The sequence below is a fragment of the Coleofasciculus sp. E1-EBD-02 genome, from assembly GCF_040218245.1.
Taxonomy (GTDB): domain Bacteria; phylum Cyanobacteriota; class Cyanobacteriia; order Cyanobacteriales; family Coleofasciculaceae; genus Coleofasciculus.
Window position 1 is genome coordinate 1 of record NZ_JAVJQN010000011.1, and the last position, 18354, is coordinate 18354.

Sequence of the window (18354 nt, forward strand, 5' to 3'; positions counted from 1 at the left end):
AGCTTTATTGACAGAGGGTTTGATTCAAGGAAATCGGGTAGTATTCTTCATAAGTATGGCATCACCTTGCTCAGGAAAAATGTACCCCCGCTTCCCCCGCTTCCCCAGCTCCCCCGGCTTCCCCAGCTCCCCCGGCTTCCCCCGCTTCCCCAGCTTCCCCGGCTTCCCCCGCTTCCCCGGCTTCCCCCGCTTCCCCAGCTCCCCCGGCTTCCCCCGCTTCCCCAGCTTCCCCCGCTCCCCCAGCTTCCCCGGCTTCCCCCGCTTCCCCAGCTTCCCCAGCTTCCCCCGCTTCCCCCGCTTCCCCTCACCACAGCACTTATTCAGCAGCTCCTATTTGTTGATAGCGCTAACATTCCATGAATGGTGGATAAGGGAACCTGATAAAAATAGTGACGCAAAAATTGTTCTTCTTCGACAGCCGATAAAAAGAGTTGGATGCTTTCTTTTGTGGTTGGATCGATCGCGTCTCCATCCCACTCCCCAATCGACCCACTGATTTGGATTGACCCGCCTTGGTGAGTTACCTGAAATCCTAACCCAGAAAGGGCGGTGAGTCCCCGATGTAAGGTGCGATCGCTTAATTCTAACTTGTCTTGCAATTGCCCTAGGGTAGCGGATTTCCCGGTGCGACTGAGGAATTTAGCGAGTCCGACTAATGTTTCCCAAACCTGGCGGGATGAGAGTTGAGGCGGTGGCGGATACGCGATCGCTAATTTTCGTTCGCTTTGCATCGCCCGTCTAAACCAGAGTTGCAATTCATCCCAACTGGTGGGACATTCACGAACGGTTAATGGATCAATGGGTTCAGGTGTGGGCGTTTCCCTTGGTTCGCCCACTAAGGTGGGTGGCGTCAAAGGATTGGACATCGACAGCAGGTTCTCGCTATCCTCCTGCATTCCATCGCGCCAATCTAAAATCCAATCCAGTTGACTGGGAAGATTAAACGAGGAAATCCTATCCCCCGATTGAACGGCGACTAAGCGCACTTCGGGACGTTTTTTAAAGTTATTATAGTCCAGTTCTACAATCGCATTACATCGACCTTTGGGAACTTCATCGCGATAATGTCCCCACCAGATACCTGGAAATCCCATACTTGTGGAATCATCCCAGATTTCTAATTCGGTTTTAATATATTGTACCTTTTTTCCCTTTAAGTCCTGGGTATTACGATTCCAAACTGATTCAAACCAACAGTTTTCAATTAGAAATTTTGGAACTGGATTTCCCATACCACAAGGTTCTAATAGTTTAAGTTCCTGGAATAACGGTTTGCCTAAAGCCGCAACTGTTACGACAATATCAGCGGTAACCACTGGGGCTAACAAGGCGTCTTGGGCGGCAAGTTGTTGGCGTAACTTTTGATTAATCCCTTCGCTAAATAAGGGGATATTTTCTACAGGTAAACTTAACCCGGCGGCAAAGGGATGTCCGCCAAATCGGTGTAATAGGTGTTCTTGGGATTGGACTAATTCATACAAATCAATTCCATTCACTGAACGGGCAGAACCTCTGGCAATTGGCGAAGTGTTGAGTGTTGAACCTTCGCCACCCTCGTAGGGAACCTGGTTTTGAGGGTGTAGGGGCGGGTTTAGGGAATTTCGTTGCGCTATTGGTGATAACCTTTGTTCAAAACCCGCCCTAACAGAATGTTGAGTTAACTCTCCTTTCTCCTTTGTCTCCTCTGCACCTTCACCGCCCCACTCTTCACCTGTACTTAATAAAACTGTCGGGCGTCCATATTCCTGGGCAATTTGACCCGCGACTAAGCCTAAAACTCCCGCTGACCATTGGGGATCATCTAGGACAATAACACAGGTTGTGGAAAGGTCAAGTTGTGCCAGTTTCCGTTTAACTTGTTCCGTAATATCTTTCTGTAAGGACTTGCGGCGACTATTGGCTAATTCGGTTTCTAACGCTAAGGTTTGAGTATAGGCTTCATCGCGACGGGTTAATAATTCCACACAAAAAGACGCATCCCCCTGAATCCGACTGACTGCATTAATTCTTGGACCTAAGCCAAAGGAAATATCCGTGGGGCGATCGCCACTGCGCTGACAGAGTTCTAAAAGTTTAGCTACACCGGGACGGGTGCGGGTTTTCAATTGTTGCTGTAGCGTTTGAATTCCCCGTTGGGCTAAATAGCGACAATCACCACTCAGTTGGACTAAATCAGCAATTAAACCAATTGCTACTAAATCTAATAAGTCCTCTAAAGGTTGTTGGGGAATATCGGGTAATATTTGATACAGTGCCTCAACTAATTTATACGCTACCGCTACACCAGAGAGATGAAACAGGGGATGGGTTTCGGCAAAATAGCGGGGGTTAATAATCGAAACGACGTTCGGTCGCTCCTCTGGCAAGGTATGATGATCGGTAATAATAATGTCTATTCCTAACTGAGACGCATAGTCAATTTCGCTGAGATTTGTGCTGCCTGTATCGCAGGTGACAATCAGTTGAGTTCCCGATTCTGCCAGTTGATCAATTCCCGGACAATTTAAACCATGAGATTCGGTGAGACGATTGGGAATATAATAGGCGAGTTGTTGATTCTGCGGTAGAAACTGCCCCAATCCGTCCCATAAAACACTGGTTGCGGTAATTCCATCCGCGTCAAAGTCTCCCCAAATCGCTACCTTTTCCCCCTTATCCCGCGCTTGTTGCAATCGCTGTACTGCCCGTTTCATTTCCTGACCAAATTCAAAGGGACTCGCGGGTTGATATAAATCGGGATTAATAAATCCAGCTAATTGATTTAACTCCCGAATTCCGCGTTGCCATAATAATTGGGCGGCGTAATATCCTTCTGATGCGGGGGCGTAGGATTTAACCGCATCGAGGAACCATTGGGGAACATCTGGAGAGGGTTGAACGTGCCATTGGGGTTGAGGCATAAGTCGGAGGGGAAGACGGTTGAGGGTTCGACGGCGTGAGTTGAAACAACGCCCGTATGAAAATCTTAGCTTGTTTTATGCTGGAAATAAGGGGTCACGCCTTTAAATTAAGTAGGTGGGGACAATTAATGTGAACGGTGGAGAACTCGCTTCGCGAGAAGCAAGCTACGTTTATGTAAGGGTTGGAGGGGTGTTTACATAACTTAATAGGCTTTTCAAACAAAGAAAGTTTTAAAAAAGGCAGGCAGCGAAACTAAAAGACAAAAAAGGAATAGGGAAAAAGGTGCGAGAAATTGCTCATAGTAAATATCCTTTACCCAAGAAAAAGGGAAAACTTAATGAGAGCATACGAAGTATGGGCGAGGTCTTCTCGCCGAGTAGGATAAAGGTTTAAGGGTAACAAAACTTGCTCTGATTGAGGCACTTAAATTCAGGATGGGATCTATGGGATGGTTGGGAAAACGTGCGAGGAAACGACTACTATTTTTAGGATTAGCCTGGTTAACTGTTGTGGGGATAATCGCATCTCCTGTCGTCCTGGGAAATGCCTCGACTCTCCTTCAGTCGGATATCATACAACAGGACTCTCATCTGGCTCAATCTCTTGATCCAGTAAGCCGATTAAGCCAAGGTAAAACTGACTATGATCGGGGACGCTTTGCTGATGCAGTACTGGCTTGGCAAACGGCGGAACAGGTTTACCAACAAGCAGGCGATCGCACTAACCAGGCAATCAGTTTAAATTATCTGTCCCTTGCCTATCAACATTTGGGACAATGGGAACAGGCAAAGGCGGCGATTGAGGAAAGTCTGAACCTCCTAACCACTCCCACCGATCCTGCACTCTTGGCACAAGTATTAAATACCAAAGGCAGTCTGCAATTGGCAACCGGACAATCGGAAGCCGCGTTGCAAATCTGGAAAGCCGCCGAGACAGCTTACTCCCAGGCTGATGATGCTATCGGTGTATTGGGGTGTCAAATCAATCAGGCGCAAGCCTTACAAAGCTTGGGGATGTTTCGGCGATCGCAGCAAGTCTTAGAACGGGTACAGAAAGCCCTCACCCTACAGCCGGATTCGCTGATTAAAGCCACCGGATTACGCAGCCTAGGGATGGTTTGGCAAGCGATTGGGGAATTAGACGAGGCTCAAAACGTCCTCAAGCAAAGTTTAGCGATCGCGCAAACCCTCAATTCCCCCGCCAATATCAGCGCCGCTTTCTTGAATCTGGGAAATACGGCACGAGTGTTAGGTGATAGGGACGCGGCTATTACTTATTACCATAAAGCGGCAAAAACGGCAACCAATCCCTTAAACCAACTCGAAGCCCAACTCAACCAATTTAAGTTACTGATTAGTCAACAGCAGTTTAATCAAGCCCAAGATTTATTTACCCCAATTCAGCACAATCTCTCCCAATTATCTCCCAGTCGATATGCGATCTATGCTCAGGTGAATTGGGCAGAAAGTTTAATCGAACTCCTAGACAATCCAGCGGGATATTCTCCAGAATCTATCACATCAGAAGACATCGCTCAACTCCTCGCCCAAACCATTGTTCAAGCTAAAGCATTAAATGACATCCGCGCTGAATCCTTGGCTCTAGGAACTCTGGGAAAACTCTATAAAACCAACCAACAAGGGTTAGAAGCTCAACGTTTAATCCAACAAGCCCTATTCTTTTCCCAAACCATTAACGCCAGAGATATTTCCTATCAATGGCAATGGCAACTAACCCAACTTTATCAGCAAACTGGAGACCTGAACGCCGCGATTACTGCGAATCAAGACGCCTTTAATCTGCTACAATCGATTCGGGAAGATTTAGTCGCAATGAACCCCGATGTGCAGTTTTCGTTTCAAGAACAAATTGAACCCATCTACCGGAATTTAGTCCGTCTCTTGTTAGAACGTCCCTCACCCGATAATCTCAAGCAGGCGCGTAATGTGATTGAATCCCTACAGTTAGCCGAATTGGAGAACTACTTTCGTGCCTCCTGCTTAAATGCTAAAGCCGAGCAAATTGATTCCGTGATTGAGGACAGCGATACTCAAACAGCGGTGATTTATCCGATTATTTTACCTGACCGGATCGCGGTGATTCTTTCCTTACCTGGACAACCCTTAGAAACCTACAACACCGAGTTACCTCAAGCTGAGATTGAACAGACGGTGAATCAACTGCGACAGTCGATGAACATCGCCTATTCCAACCGCAAACGGCTGACGATATCTCAAACCATTTATGACTGGTTGATTCGACCAATAGAAACTCAGTTAGCCCAACAGGATATTAAAACTTTAGTCTTTGTTCTCGATGGTGTGTTGCGGAATGTGCCAATGGCGGCACTCCATGATGGTGAACAGTATTTAATCGAGAAATACAGTATCGCCTTAACGCCAGGGTTACAATTACTCGAACCGCGATCGCTCACCCAACTACAACTACGTTCTCTGACTGGCGGATTAAGTGAACCCCGTCTAGGATTTTCGGCGTTACCGGCTGTGAAAAATGAAATTGAACAAGTGAGTACAAATATTCCATCCAATGTTCTGTTAAATGAAGCCTTTACTAGCACCGCCTTAGAGAACAAAATTAACACACTTCCAGTGAGTGTGGTTCACCTAGCTACCCATGGTCAATTTAGTTCTAACCCAGAAGATACGTTTATTCTCACCTGGGATAAACGGTTTAATGCCAATACCTTATCTCAACTCCTTAAAGGTAGAAACCAAGACAATTTTCCCCCGATTGAACTCCTGGTTCTCAGTGCGTGTCAAACCGCAAATGGCGATCAACGAGCGGCGTTAGGATTAGCGGGATTAGCCGTGCGATCGGGAACCCGCAGTACCATTGGTACGTTATGGTCAGTCAAAGATCAATCAACGGCTCAGGCGATGATCCAACTGTATAATAATTTAACTAAACCTGATATTAATCGGGCTGAAGCCTTACGACAAGCTCAGTTATTTCTACTCCGGCAAAATAAATACAAACATCCCTACTACTGGGCACCTTTTATTTTAGTGGGGAATTGGTTATAGCGCTACGCGCTAGGCTTTCTTGCAATGGGCAATAGGCAATGGGCAATAGGCAATAGTGAAGATAAAGGCTTACCTGACAAGGGATTAAGCGATTTTAATTTTTCTTAATATGTCCTAACTAGAGTGCGTAGTGCTATAACATTCCTCTGAGTCCGATAAAGGATTAGAATTGGGGGATGATACTCATTAGCGATCGCGGATATGAGCGCAAGTGCAGACATTGTAGAATTAGCCGACGCCTTAGTCTATACCAAGACTGGGCAGCATCTGAATGATCTTCAACGGTTCATTCTGCGGGAATCATGGCAAGAGACGAAGAAAAACTATGACCAAATGGCTCACGAGTTGGGGTATTCGGAAAGTTATATTAAGCAATCGGTTGCGCCTCAGTTATGGAAACTGCTGTCCCAAGGACTAGGGGAAAAAGTAACCAAGACCACTGTTCGCTCTGCCCTAGAACGGCAACTGCTGGATCAAAATCAACCTAAATTTCAAACTGTTATTAATAACACTCTATCATCGATAGAAACAGGTTGTTCTGATTGTTCAGATGACCTGAATGACTCACCCAATCCGCTTATTTTACCATCGGATCAGACTATCTTGCCATCCGTTGACCTGGAATTGCCCGATGGCAGTGTTCCCTTAAACTCTCTCTTTTATATCGAGCGAGTTCCCTACGAAGCCCAATGTTATCGGGAACTGCTTAAACCTGGCACGTTGATCCGAATTAAAGGACCGAGGCAAATTGGCAAAACCTCGTTAGTTAATCGCTTACTCAGTCGTGGTATCGCCAATAATTATAAAACAGTCGTGTTAGATTTTCAGCAAGTCGAAGAAACGGTGATTAGCGACTTAAATAAGATGTTGCGCTGGTTATGTGCCAGCTTGACTCGCCAATTAAAATTAAAGTCGAGGCTCAATGACTATTGGGATGAAGATTTGGGCAGTAAGATGAGCTGCGCTCTCTATATTCGAGAATATATTTTAGCCGAAATTGATAATCCGATTGTCTTGGTTTTAGAAGAATTGAGCCTAGTTTTTCAACAGGTGAATATTGCCCAAGAATTTCTCACCCTATTGCGGTCTTGGCATGAGCAAGCTAAAGTTGATCCAATTTGGCAACGGTTACGCCTGATACTCATCCAATCAACCGAAGTCTATGTGCCTTTAGATATCAATCAGTCTCCGTTTAATGTCGGGTTAGGCGTTGATTTAGAAGCCCTGAGTTGGGAACAGGTGCAAGATTTGACTTGGCGTCATGAATTGAGGTTAGAAGCCAATCAAATTACTCAGCTTATGCAACTTGTGGGGGGTCATCCTTATCTGGTACGGCTGACGTTATACCATTTAGCTAGACAGGATTTCACCTTTGAGGAGATCCTGAAAACAGCCGCAACGGAGACGGGAATTTATGCCAACCATCTGCATCGACATTTGTGGACGCTGCAACATAATCCTCAACTGGCGACGGCGTTTAACCAAGTTCTTAGCACCACTGAACCGATTGAGGTGGAACAGGTGCAAGGGTTTAAGCTGCACAGTATGGGACTGGTGAATCTTGAAGGAAACCAGGTGAGGCTAAGTTGTGATTTGTATCGGTACTATTTTCGCGATCGCATCATCAAGTGTCAAGACGCAGGCAGTGAGAGTGAGTAACCGCAGAGGAACCTGTTCTGGATGTGCCATGCATGGTGCGTCTGGAGATAAGAATCAGAATTGACGAAGTTTTCGCCAAAATTACCACTTTTTATATATTGACAAATTTAACGAATTGTGCAGTCCAGTCCAAGGCTGATTATAAAGTCGTGAATTTTTAGGAATTTTTCTGTATGTTTCGATTCAAAATTAACTGTTATTCTTGATTTAGTCAACTTAAAGCTGTAGTGATTGAATCAAATCCTATATGGAAGATAAACATATAGAAAAACAAATTCAAGTCTTAGACCAGTGGATTAAAAAGAATTCAGAGCCAAGAGAGTTAAAAAGAGCGATGGTGGTTAAATTAACTCTTCAAGGATTGAATTATAACTCGATTGCTGATTTACTGAATGTATCGAATGGGTTTATCAGTAAATGGAATAAGCGGTTTAAAGAATCTGGACTAGAAGGGCTTAAATTATCTTACAAAGGCTCTAGTGGTTATTTGACAAAACAGCAGAAGCAAGATGTGATAAATTGGTTAACCCAAGGCGAAAACCAGGGGTTAGAGAATATCAAATGTTATTTAAGGGAGAAATATGGGATCAATTTTAAATCCAACTCAAGCTACTATAATTTAATCAAAGAAGCACAAAACTATTTCCTTCAGTTCTCTGCGGAGTATTTCTAATTAATGAGTGTGATCGCCTTTTATCTCTAATCCGACTGCTGTTCTCTCACCCAAGTCCGAAACGCCCGTAATGTTGCAGTTTCTCCATCCGCTAAACTTTGCCGAATAAACCGAGGAATTGCGGCTAAAGATAGCCATGGAAACGTCGGACTTTTCTCCACAGATTGATAACTCGTTGATTCTGGAGATAAAACAAATACATCGAGTTTACGTCCATCATAACGCCACAGTTCGGGTACACCAATCGCGGCATAAATTGGTAGTTTATCCATAGAACCACTGGTAATGTCAATCTCTAAGACTAGATCGGGTGGCGGATCATTCGCCAAATCAATCTCTTGTTTATGTCTAACTTTGGGTTCATTTTGGATGTAGTAACAGGAGTCAGTTTCTCCCCCTTTTTGCCGTTTTTCTCGCTTCAGAGTGAGAGAACCAAACCGTTTGAGGTTGAGATTTAATTCATCCGCGATCGCGCCAATTAAGCTTTCAATAAAGCGGTTATTATTTTCATGAGGTCCTAAGGGCGTCATAATTTCTAATACTCCGTCATTGTAAGCCAAACGAGCGCAGCGGTTTTTCCCTAAGTCTGCAAGTAACCGCTCAAACGTTTGCCAACTGATATTTGACAGAATGACCCGATGTTCGCCTAGTTCAAACGTAGCTGTTGTCATCACCTATTCCTGACAAAATCATCCCTTTTGTATCGGTGTAAAAACGAAAGTAATTATTGGGTGAAAAATGGCTTTCCCCCTTGTATAGTAGAGCTTCCCGATTAATTCAGCAAATCCCGAAGATGAGTCCCCCATCCCTCTACCTTCTCCATTGCCCTTGTTCTTTTCCATTCTTGGAGTATTATTAGAGTTGGGGTTGGCGAGAAGTAGGGGGTTAGGATTGATGAAGATAATCAAGTTTCTCAAACAGGGGCGGACGTTGACATTGCCGTTAATCTGGCTAACCCTCTTCAATCCGACGGTTCAGGCTCAGTTAATCCCCGATAATACGTTAGGCACAGAAAACTCTATCGTTAGTCCCCAAGGTGCGCGAGACTTAATTGAAGGTGGGGCAAAGCGTGGGAGTAACTTGTTCCATAGTTTTACCGAGTTTAACGTTAATTTAGACCAACAGGTTTACTTTGCCAATCCGGATGGCATCGCCAATATCCTAACGCGGGTTACAGGGGATAACCTATCAAATATTTTTGGTACTTTAGGCGTTGATGGCAATGCTAACCTCTTTTTACTCAATCCCAATGGCATTCTTTTTGGTGCGGATGCCCAATTAGATGTCGCGGGTTCTTTTGTTGCTAGTACCGCTGATGGGATTCAGTTGGGAGACGATGGCATGTTTCGGGCGACTAATCCCCAAGACAGTCAACTGTTGGCGATTCAACCCGGTGTCTTATTTTTAGACGCCCTGCGTCAACAGCAAGCGGAAATTCGCAATCAGGGACAGTTAAGCGTCGGTACAGGACAAACCTTGACGCTAGCGGGAGATAGAGTAATCAGTACGGGTTCATTGACCGCTCCCGGCGGTACGATTCAGGTATTCGGTGAGGAGGTTCAGTTATTAGAAACTGCCAGAATTGATGTGTCTTCTCTTGCAGGTGGCGGTAGCGTCACTATTGGTCAAGGGGAACAAGTAACCATTGCTGAGAACGTGCAAATTCAAGCCGATTCTCTGAATCAGGGGGATGGCGGTAGCGTAATTATTCGGGGCAATGAAACAACGCAATTTGAAGGAACGATTACCGCCCGTGGTGCGAGTGACACGCCTCAATCCAATGGTGGGTTTGTGGACGTATCCGGCGGATATTTAGAGTTTACCGGAATCGTGGATACCACAGCACCTTTGGGAGAGGTGGGAACCCTGTTACTCGACCCAAAAAATATTTGGATTCAAGCAGATGGAATTGACTCCGCTGATGGGCAAACCTTTGAAACAAATCCCACAGAGGTATCGATTATTAAGGCTGATACCATTGTTTCAGCTCTCGCAACTAACTCAGTCACATTACAGGCAAATAATGATATTGCCGTTAACCAGAGTATTGTGATTAACCCATTTAGCCCATCAAGCAATAGTCTAACGTTACAAGCAGGACGTTCGATTACTATTGCTAATGGTCAGCTAATCTTTCTGATTGGTGGAGACTTTATTGCCAAAATTAATGACGAAAACGCGATCGCGTCTCAACGGGATGCTGGAGTCGCTCAGTTTTTAATGAATCCCGATTCTACTCTGACATCCCTGGGTGGGAGAATCGAGATTACCTCCGGAACCTTTGCTGATACCAGTCAAATTAACACCGTCAATAGTACAATCAGCAGCGCCGATGTTTTAGGCAATAGCGGCAGCAGTGGTGATATTACTTTGTTTGCCTTGGGTAATGTCACCACAGGAATTGTAAATACTGGACGAACGATTGGCGGGGATGTCGTGGCGAACAATGGCGGTAATATCACCATTAAAAGTGAACATGGGGCGATCGCGACCACGGATTTTGTGACCAGCGATGGGATCAATCAAGGGGGTAGTGTTTTCCTGGAGGCTAGCGGTGATCTGAATGTTAATCAGAATGTTACCTCAACCTCAACTGAAGGCATAGGCGGGAATATTACCCTGAGAAGTGAAAATGGCGCGATCGCTACCTCCGCCATGCTGATCAGCGATAGCAGAAATCAAGCGGGTGATATCTCTGTTGATGCTAGCGAGAACCTTGATATTAATGGGAATATCAGTTCAAGGGGAGAAATCGGCGGGAACATTACCCTCAATAGCGAAAAAGGCGCGATCGCAACTACGGCGTCTTTGGTGAGTGAGGGTATTAATCAAGCGGGTGATATCTCTGTTGATGCTGCTGGAACCCTAACGACGATGGAAACTATTATTGCCAATTCCCAGAATCAAGCTGGAGATATCTCACTCAATGCGATCGGGGATCTGAGTGTTAACCGGAATATCAGTTCAAGGGGGGAAATAGGCGGGAACATTAGCCTGAGAAGTGAAAAAGGCGCGATCGCAACTACGGCACCTCTGGTTAGCGAGGGTAGCAATCAAGCGGGTGATATCTCTGTTGAGGCGAGCGAGAACCTGAGTGTTAACCAGAATATCAGTTCAAGGGGAGAAATCGGCGGGAACATTACCCTCAATAGTGAAAAAGGCGCGATCGCAACCACGGCGGCTCTGGTTAGCGAGGGTAGCAATCAAGCGGGTGATATCTCTGTTGAGGCGAGCGAGAATCTGAGTGTGAATGGGAATATCGATTCAAGTGGAGAAATAGCTGGGGGGAATATCACCCTCAAAAGTGAAAATGGCGCGATCGCAACCACGGCGGCGCTGGTTAGCCAAGGTATCAATCAAGCCGGAGATATTTCCCTTGATGCTAGCGGAAACATTAGTGTGAGTGTCGATATCACCTCAAGATCTCTGGAAGGAATAGCAGGACAAATTACACTCACCAGTGGCGGGTTGTTAGGGGTAACTGGAACCGGTGGTATTTCAACCATTAGCCGGGGGTCTGGTGTGGCTCAGGGAATTACAATTACTGCTCAATCACTGCAAGTCAAAGATGCGCCGATTGTCGCTTTTGCCTCGAATGAGACTCAAGGGGGAATGGTGCAGGTCAATGCTGCCGATGATGTGGTCATTCGTAATAGTAATATTGGTACATTTGTTGAGTCTGGTTCTGCTGATGCGGGAGATGTGATTCTAAATACCCGTCAGTTAACGATTATCAAAGATCCGGAGACAACAATTGAATTCCCCGTGGGGGTTGGTTCTAATACTGATCCAAGCAATAGTGGTAATGCCGGAAATGTCACGATTAATGCCACGGAGTCTGTCGAAATCATTGGAAATCAACCCGGTGCGTTTAATCCCAATCCTGTTGAATTGGCTCAAATTCCCTTGCAAGGAGATACAGGAATCTCCACATCAGCTTTAGGTAGTGGGAACTCTGGCAACTTAACAGTTAATACCGGGCGATTATCTATTCGCGACGGTGGCGGAATTACTACGTTTGTGAATCAGGGTGAGGGGGGAGATTTAACCGTTAATGCAACAGATATCGTTTTACAAGGAGAGGGCGGTATCGGTACAGGAACCTTGGGTGAAGATGCTGGGGATTTAACCTTAAATGCGGAGAACGTTTCCCTTACAGACGGGGCTTTGATCAGCACGTCTACGGGGCGTGCTGGAAATGCCGGAGACTTAACCTTAGATGTGCGTAACTTGAGCCTTCGCAATGGTGCTGGTGTCCTCGGCAATACCGGAGCAGATGGCAATGGGGGACAAGTGACGATTAAGAATGCTGAGTTGATTGAAGTGATTGGGAAATCGGCGGATGGCAGTTTTTCAAGTTCTATCGCCACGGATTTATTTTCGCCGAATGAATCAGGTAATGCTGGCGATATAGACATTACTAGCCAACAATTGATTGTCCAACAAGGGGGAGAGATCACATCAGCAACCCGTGGTTTCGGAGATGGGGGTACTATTCGACTGAATCTAGAAAGTCTGCAACTGAATAACGGTCGAATTAATGCCTCGACATCACGTTCTGGAAAGGGTGGGAATATTCAGATTCGCGCTTCCGAATCCATTGAAGTTATTGGGGCAGGATTTGATGCCTTGCAAGAGCAATTTGTGCGTCCGGCGTTTGCAGATACGCTTACCCTGGATAGTTTTAGTCAGGGAATTGTCACGGTTACGGATGGAGAAGGAAGGGCGGGTAATGTCTTCATTGAAACCCCAAATTTTATTGCCCGTGATGGTGGATTGATTGCCACCACGACACTCAATCAAGGTAGGGGGGGAAATATTCAGATTGATGCCACAAATCGGATCGAGTTAGACAATTCGCTGTTGGGTTCGGGAACGTTTGATCAGGCGGCATCAGGCAATGTTACCCTAACCTCTCCTCGGCTGGTTGCACGCGGGGGAGCGCAGGTATTAACCACCACCTTTGATTCTGGACAAGCGGGTGATTTAAATGTGAATGTGTCGGAGTCGATTGAACTTTCTGATCCCAATAATCAAGGCACTCTCCTCGGTACGGGTTTATTTGCTTCCTCGACTCAAGCCGCATCCGGCGATGGGGGGGATATCAATATTAATAGTCCCACGAGTGAATTAAATATTCGCGATCGCGCGGCGGTGTCGGTGAGTGCGACAGGGACAGGCAATGCTGGCGATATCAATGTTGATGTCCGCTCTCTGTTGTTAGATCAAGGGTTAATTTCAGCAACGAGTCTATCCGGAGAAGGGGGGAATATCAACCTCAAAGTAGCCGAGACATTTATCTTGCGAAATAATAGTCAACTGTCCACTCGTGCAGGCACCGAAGCCAGTGGCGGTGGTAATGGGGGAGATCTAACAGTTGATGCTAATTTTATTGTGGGGGTGCTGTCGGAAAATAGTGATATTACGGCGAATGCCTTTGAGGGAAATGGTGGTAGTATTACGATTACTACCCAACTGATTTTGGGGTTACAAATGAGTGACCAATTAACCCCAAAAAGTGATATTACTGCCAGTTCAGAATTAGGAATTGACGGTACAATTGAGATTAATACGCCGAATATTGACCCCTCACGAGGGTTAATTGGACTGCCCTCAACCTTCTCTGATCCCTCTGGGCAAATCATTTCCGGCTGTCCAGCGGATACAGGCGATCGCTTTGTGGTCACCGGACGCGGTGGAATTCCCCATTCTCCCAGTCAATACCTGTCTGGGCGGGCAATTTGGGAAGATACGCGACGGTTATCCAGTCAGAGTTCTCCATCCCCAACTCCTACTAATTCTCAGCGTCCTCAACCTGATCCGCAACCTTTAATTGAAGCCCAAGGTTGGGTTGTTGACAAGGATGGCACAGTGATACTTACGGCTGAACCCTATCAAGGCAAACGAGTGAATATTGGCATGGATTTTCACACTTGTGATGGGTGAAGTGTCACTGACAACAATCATCACCAATCCATTTCCTGCAAAGTTTTGAAATCTTCTTGAAATTCAGCGACATCGTAGTGAACACAAATGCCTCGATCAGCCTCACGCCGAAGTCCTGTCGAAATTCAGGGTCAAAGCGATTTTAATTTTTCTTTTATGTCCTAACTAGAGTCTGTAGTGCTATATAAGTTATTCGTCATTTGTTGATTGTGCATTGTTGATTGTGCATTGTTGATTGGTAATCCTCTCCCCCTACTCCCCTAGCTCCCCCTACTCCGCCAGTCCCTCTGTCTTCTGCCTTTTGGGGGATGCTATTTTGGCTAAATGTTATAATACGAGTTTTAGACAACTTCACAAATCGGGTGACAGCAATTTCGGAATGTCTTGCTGAAAAAAACAGTTAAATCTTCAGGCAGATAGAACTTCACTGAAACGGCTCTATTCCTAGAGTGACTGTATCAATTTTAGACTCCTCTATCAATTTTAGACTCATGAAACCCTTTCAATTTTTCAGTATAAACTGGCTGAGTTGGCATTTTCCCTTACTTTTAGTGTCCATCACACTATCTTTAGAATTGGCGATTGTTCCTCGTCTAGTTGCCCAAACTCAAGCTGTGAAAAACCCGAGTAATACTCAAGCACCTGTGCCACCTGGAGATGGCAGTCCCGATGATACAACAGGAGCAGGAACTCGTGATGGCGGTCATTGTACAAACGATAATGCCACGGAAGATGAACCCGGATTTTCGGTTCTAGTGCCAGTTGAAAATAAAACGATCGCGCAACGTCCTACCTTCTCACTGTACATCCCGGAAACGGTAGCACAGAAGGTATTTTTTAGTTTAAAAAATGCTGAAAACGAAGAAGAGTATGATTACCAGACAATCATCACATTACCAACAACAGCCACAGGGAATGAGTTTAGCTTCCCTTTACCAGAGGATGCACCTGATCTAAAAACAAACACGCCATATCAATGGTCTATTAGTTTAGTTTGTCAACAGTCACTTGATCCGAATGACCCGACTGTAACTGGCATAATTGAGCGCGTTGAATCGCATCAAATTACAGGAAATTGAGATTGTTGGTTATTTGTCCTTTGTCATTGGTCATTTGTCGTTGAGACGGGGCGGGTTTAGTTAAGTTATCGGTTTGTAGTAAAATGTTAGCTGTAAAACCCGCCCCTACACGCCTGTTTCCTGTTCCCTGTTCGGGAGACATTCTTCAATCAAGGCGTGATTGCTTTCGCGTTCGGACTTTTTCAGATATTCTAGGGCAATCCGTACCGCCGCCGGAGATGTTGGGTAGTCTTGGGCGAGTAACTCTAGAATGCGACGGAGTTGGAGTTTCTCGATTTGCTTGCTAGTAACCCAGGAAAGAGCGATCGCGGATAGAATTAATCCTAGGATTGGGGGAATCACAGGTATCCACCACCCCTGTAAGAAAGCGTTATAGGCGACGGAGACTAATACTAAGCCCGCGATCGCAATTCCCAACGCCACCCTCTGAGGAGACTGCAACCGCCAACTTAATACTGTACCAATTAAAGACCACACCAAAACCCACAACCCCTCTTGGAATTCACTCCATGTCCGGATTAGGGGACGATTATCCAAAGCGGCACTCAAAATCTGACTGGTTAAATTCGCATGAATTGTCACACCTGCCATTTCCTGAGGTGTGCGATACAAATGTCCACTGTAGGGTGTATAGAAAAAGTCTTTCAGGCTGGTTGCGATCGCGCCAATTAAAATAATCCGTCCGGTAAACCCATTCTCATCCTTTAATTCGGCGGGAATTCGATTTTCTAGTAAATCGGTAAGCGAGAGGGTATAAAAATTTTCTAATCCGCCACGATAGTTTAATAGTATCTGATAGCCGCCCGTATTCACCCGCACATAGCCGCCGTCATTTTGCTCTAACGGTGAAAGAATGGCTTTACCCAATTGCCAACGATGCTGATCTTTAGCTTGGAATTTAATTCCTTGGGCTTCTAGATACTGCAATGCCAGCTTTAAACTGAAACTGAGATGAAGTTGATCCGCCAATTGAACAGATATTAACCCTCGGCGGACTTTGCCATCTGCATCCAATACCATATCCACAAAACCGACTTGTCTCAACTGATTTAAACTTGGAGGAGGATTCACGGAATTGCCCACAACTTTTTCGGCACCAATTAGATTTGGAGTAGACTGAAATAGATTCACTAATGTTTGATGTCCGGGTTCTACAGGTAAATCTCGATACACATCTAAACCAATCACACGCGGATTATCTACCTTTAATCGAGTAATCGCCTCTGCTAACACCGCATCAGGGAGGGGCCACTGTCCAACTTGAGTGATATCGTTTTCATCAATGGTGACAATTACAATCCGTGGATCAGGGGGTTCTAAGGGGCGAACTTGAAAAAACTGATCCAAAACATCCCATTCCAAACCTTGCAACAATCCGGTTAAACGTAACAGAATTACCAGAGTAGTTGTGCTAAGGCTGATCACGCCAATCCAGCCGCGCCACAGTCGATGTCTGATTGGTTCAGTTTTAGCTTTCTTGGTCGCCGATGACAGCAGAGAATTGGCTTTTTCAATCGCTTTGAGGGCGTTCTGAATATCCCGTCGATTTAATTCTTGACTCGCGGCTAAAAACTGATAATCTAAATCACTTAAACTCTTCCCTTGAGACCAGCTTAATGCCTCTCTTAATGCCTCTCCTTGCAAGAGGTGGGATTGATTCTGTTTTTTTGAGGCAATCCAGGCGTTGAAGGCGTCAGCATAAGGACGAAGTGAAACTAATTGTTTGGTTACCCAGGTTTGATTAAATACTTGTTCATATATTCTATTCTTTACCTGGAGTATTCCCTGCTTTTTAACCAACAAACCCGACAATAAAAGTTCAGTTACTTCTCGCGAGTCATCTACCTCAATCTCCACACCTTGTAACACCTGCTGATAAATACCCAGCATTCTACCTGTCCGTTGACCATTTCCTTGAATGCGATTCTGAATCGTTCTCAAATGTTCCGGATCATCCTGAGACGCCCAGTTATTAATGATGCGCGATCGCACTAAGTTTTCTACCCACTTGTATTCCTGATCTGGCGGGATAACTAGCCTCTCCGGTTCTGTATTTTCTGCCGCTTTCCAGACTAAATTACACAACTTCTGGGTAAGAAATGGCTGACCCGATGTCCACGCCAAGATTGCCTTAACAATTATCTCTGGACTATTAATTTTTTCCGCTAAGCCTTGGATCAGGGGTTGTACTTCTGCGAGTTTAAACCCTTGCATTTCTATGGCTTGACCAATATTAAAAGAAGTCCGGCTGCGATCGCGAATTAAGTCTGAGGGTGCAGCGACACCAAAGAAGGCAAAGACAATCCGATTATAGTCAGGATTAATAGCGCGTTGATTATAGCAAAATCGAATTAAAGCCCAAAAATCATCAATGGGGAAATTAATACTTAAGATTCGATCAATTTCATCCATAAAAATGACTAATCGTTCACTGGAGAATTGACCAAGCAAAGCCTCTTCAATAAACTGACTGCATCGTTGTAAAAAGGAGATATCATCTCGCTCTTTCCACCACGATTTTAAATGAATCTTTTCCCGCAGATTGAACGCCAACCATAACTGCGTAACAACGCCCTTATACCACTGTACAGGCGTCGTATATTCACCCCCAATTGTGGTCATATCCAGAACACCACAGCGGAATCCTTCGGCTTCTAGGCGATACTTAGTTCTGACAAGGAGAGAGGATTTGCCCATTTGTCGAGGGCTAAGTACATGACAAAATTCACCTGCTTTCACCGCCTGATAAAGTTGGGCGTCTGCTTGTCGCACCACATAGGTAGGATCATCATGTCTGAGACTACCGCCAACTTGGTAATTTGTCATTTGTTATTCGTCATTCGTCATTTGTCATTTGTTATTTGTCAATAAAGAGTTATAGTTATATTGTCGGTGCGGGTTTAGCCACAATCGTAGGGGCGGGTTTAGGGAATCAATTGTAGGGGCGGGTTTAGGGACAATTGTAGGGGCGGGTTTAGGGACAATTGTAGGGGCGGGTTTAGGGACAATTGTAGGGGCGGGTTTAGGGACTAAATTTAGCTATCCACCAATA

General features: G+C 45.3%; 8 protein-coding genes. 5 read left to right on the forward strand and 3 right to left on the reverse strand.

Annotation, left to right across the window (positions count from 1 at the left end; translation table 11 throughout):
* Positions 1 to 320 precede the first annotated feature (320 nt).
* Complete coding sequence (locus tag RIC07_RS01930) at positions 321 to 2900, reverse strand: single-stranded-DNA-specific exonuclease RecJ (RefSeq protein ID WP_446393037.1); 2580 nt, start codon at positions 2898 to 2900, stop codon at positions 321 to 323.
* A gap of 444 nt (positions 2901 to 3344) precedes the next feature.
* Between RIC07_RS01930 and RIC07_RS01935 the strand changes: the two genes are divergently transcribed.
* The 3 genes from RIC07_RS01935 (at position 3345) to RIC07_RS01945 (ending at position 8277) form a co-directional block, all read left to right on the forward strand.
* Complete coding sequence (locus RIC07_RS01935) at positions 3345 to 5945, forward strand: CHAT domain-containing protein (RefSeq protein ID WP_446393038.1); 2601 nt, start codon at positions 3345 to 3347, stop codon at positions 5943 to 5945.
* A 201-nt stretch (positions 5946 to 6146) separates the two neighbouring features.
* Positions 6147 to 7604 (forward strand): AAA-like domain-containing protein, encoded by a 1458-nt coding sequence (locus RIC07_RS01940; protein ID WP_446393039.1) that lies wholly within the window; start codon positions 6147 to 6149, stop codon positions 7602 to 7604.
* A 247-nt stretch (positions 7605 to 7851) separates the two neighbouring features.
* Complete coding sequence (locus tag RIC07_RS01945; RefSeq protein WP_446393040.1) at positions 7852 to 8277, forward strand: helix-turn-helix domain-containing protein; 426 nt, start codon at positions 7852 to 7854, stop codon at positions 8275 to 8277.
* Positions 8278 to 8303: 26 nt separating this feature from the next.
* On the opposite strand, the gene RIC07_RS01950 is transcribed toward RIC07_RS01945, so the two are convergent.
* On the reverse strand, positions 8304 to 8948 hold the full coding sequence (locus RIC07_RS01950; protein ID WP_446393041.1) for a Uma2 family endonuclease: 645 nt from the start codon (positions 8946 to 8948) through the stop codon (positions 8304 to 8306).
* 223 nt (positions 8949 to 9171) lie between these two features.
* On the opposite strand from RIC07_RS01950, the gene RIC07_RS01955 reads away from it, so the two are divergent.
* Positions 9172 to 14223: a beta strand repeat-containing protein gene (locus RIC07_RS01955; protein ID WP_446393042.1), complete on the forward strand. Its 5052-nt coding sequence runs from the start codon at positions 9172 to 9174 to the stop codon at positions 14221 to 14223.
* Between the two features lie 491 nt (positions 14224 to 14714).
* Positions 14715 to 15302: a DUF928 domain-containing protein gene (locus RIC07_RS01960; protein WP_446393043.1), complete on the forward strand. Its 588-nt coding sequence runs from the start codon at positions 14715 to 14717 to the stop codon at positions 15300 to 15302.
* 105 nt (positions 15303 to 15407) lie between these two features.
* On the opposite strand, the gene RIC07_RS01965 is transcribed toward RIC07_RS01960, so the two are convergent.
* On the reverse strand, positions 15408 to 18128 hold the full coding sequence (locus RIC07_RS01965) for a CHASE2 domain-containing protein (protein ID WP_446393044.1): 2721 nt from the start codon (positions 18126 to 18128) through the stop codon (positions 15408 to 15410).
* Between the last annotated feature and the right edge of the window lie 226 nt (positions 18129 to 18354).

What these genes read in the sequence shown, in the direction of transcription:
- RIC07_RS01960 (WP_446393043.1), top strand. Translation starts at nt 14,715, where the DNA reads ATGAAACCCTTTCAATTTTTCAGTATAAACTGGCTGAGTTGGCATTTT.
- RIC07_RS01965 (WP_446393044.1), bottom strand. Translation starts at nt 18,128, where the DNA reads ATGACAAATTACCAAGTTGGCGGTAGTCTCAGACATGATGATCCTACC.
- RIC07_RS01940 (WP_446393039.1), top strand. Translation starts at nt 6,147, where the DNA reads ATGAGCGCAAGTGCAGACATTGTAGAATTAGCCGACGCCTTAGTCTAT.
- RIC07_RS01945 (WP_446393040.1), top strand. Translation starts at nt 7,852, where the DNA reads ATGGAAGATAAACATATAGAAAAACAAATTCAAGTCTTAGACCAGTGG.
- RIC07_RS01930 (WP_446393037.1), bottom strand. Translation starts at nt 2,900, where the DNA reads ATGCCTCAACCCCAATGGCACGTTCAACCCTCTCCAGATGTTCCCCAA.
- RIC07_RS01935 (WP_446393038.1), top strand. Translation starts at nt 3,345, where the DNA reads ATGGGATGGTTGGGAAAACGTGCGAGGAAACGACTACTATTTTTAGGA.
- RIC07_RS01950 (WP_446393041.1), bottom strand. Translation starts at nt 8,948, where the DNA reads ATGACAACAGCTACGTTTGAACTAGGCGAACATCGGGTCATTCTGTCA.
- RIC07_RS01955 (WP_446393042.1), top strand. Translation starts at nt 9,172, where the DNA reads ATGAAGATAATCAAGTTTCTCAAACAGGGGCGGACGTTGACATTGCCG.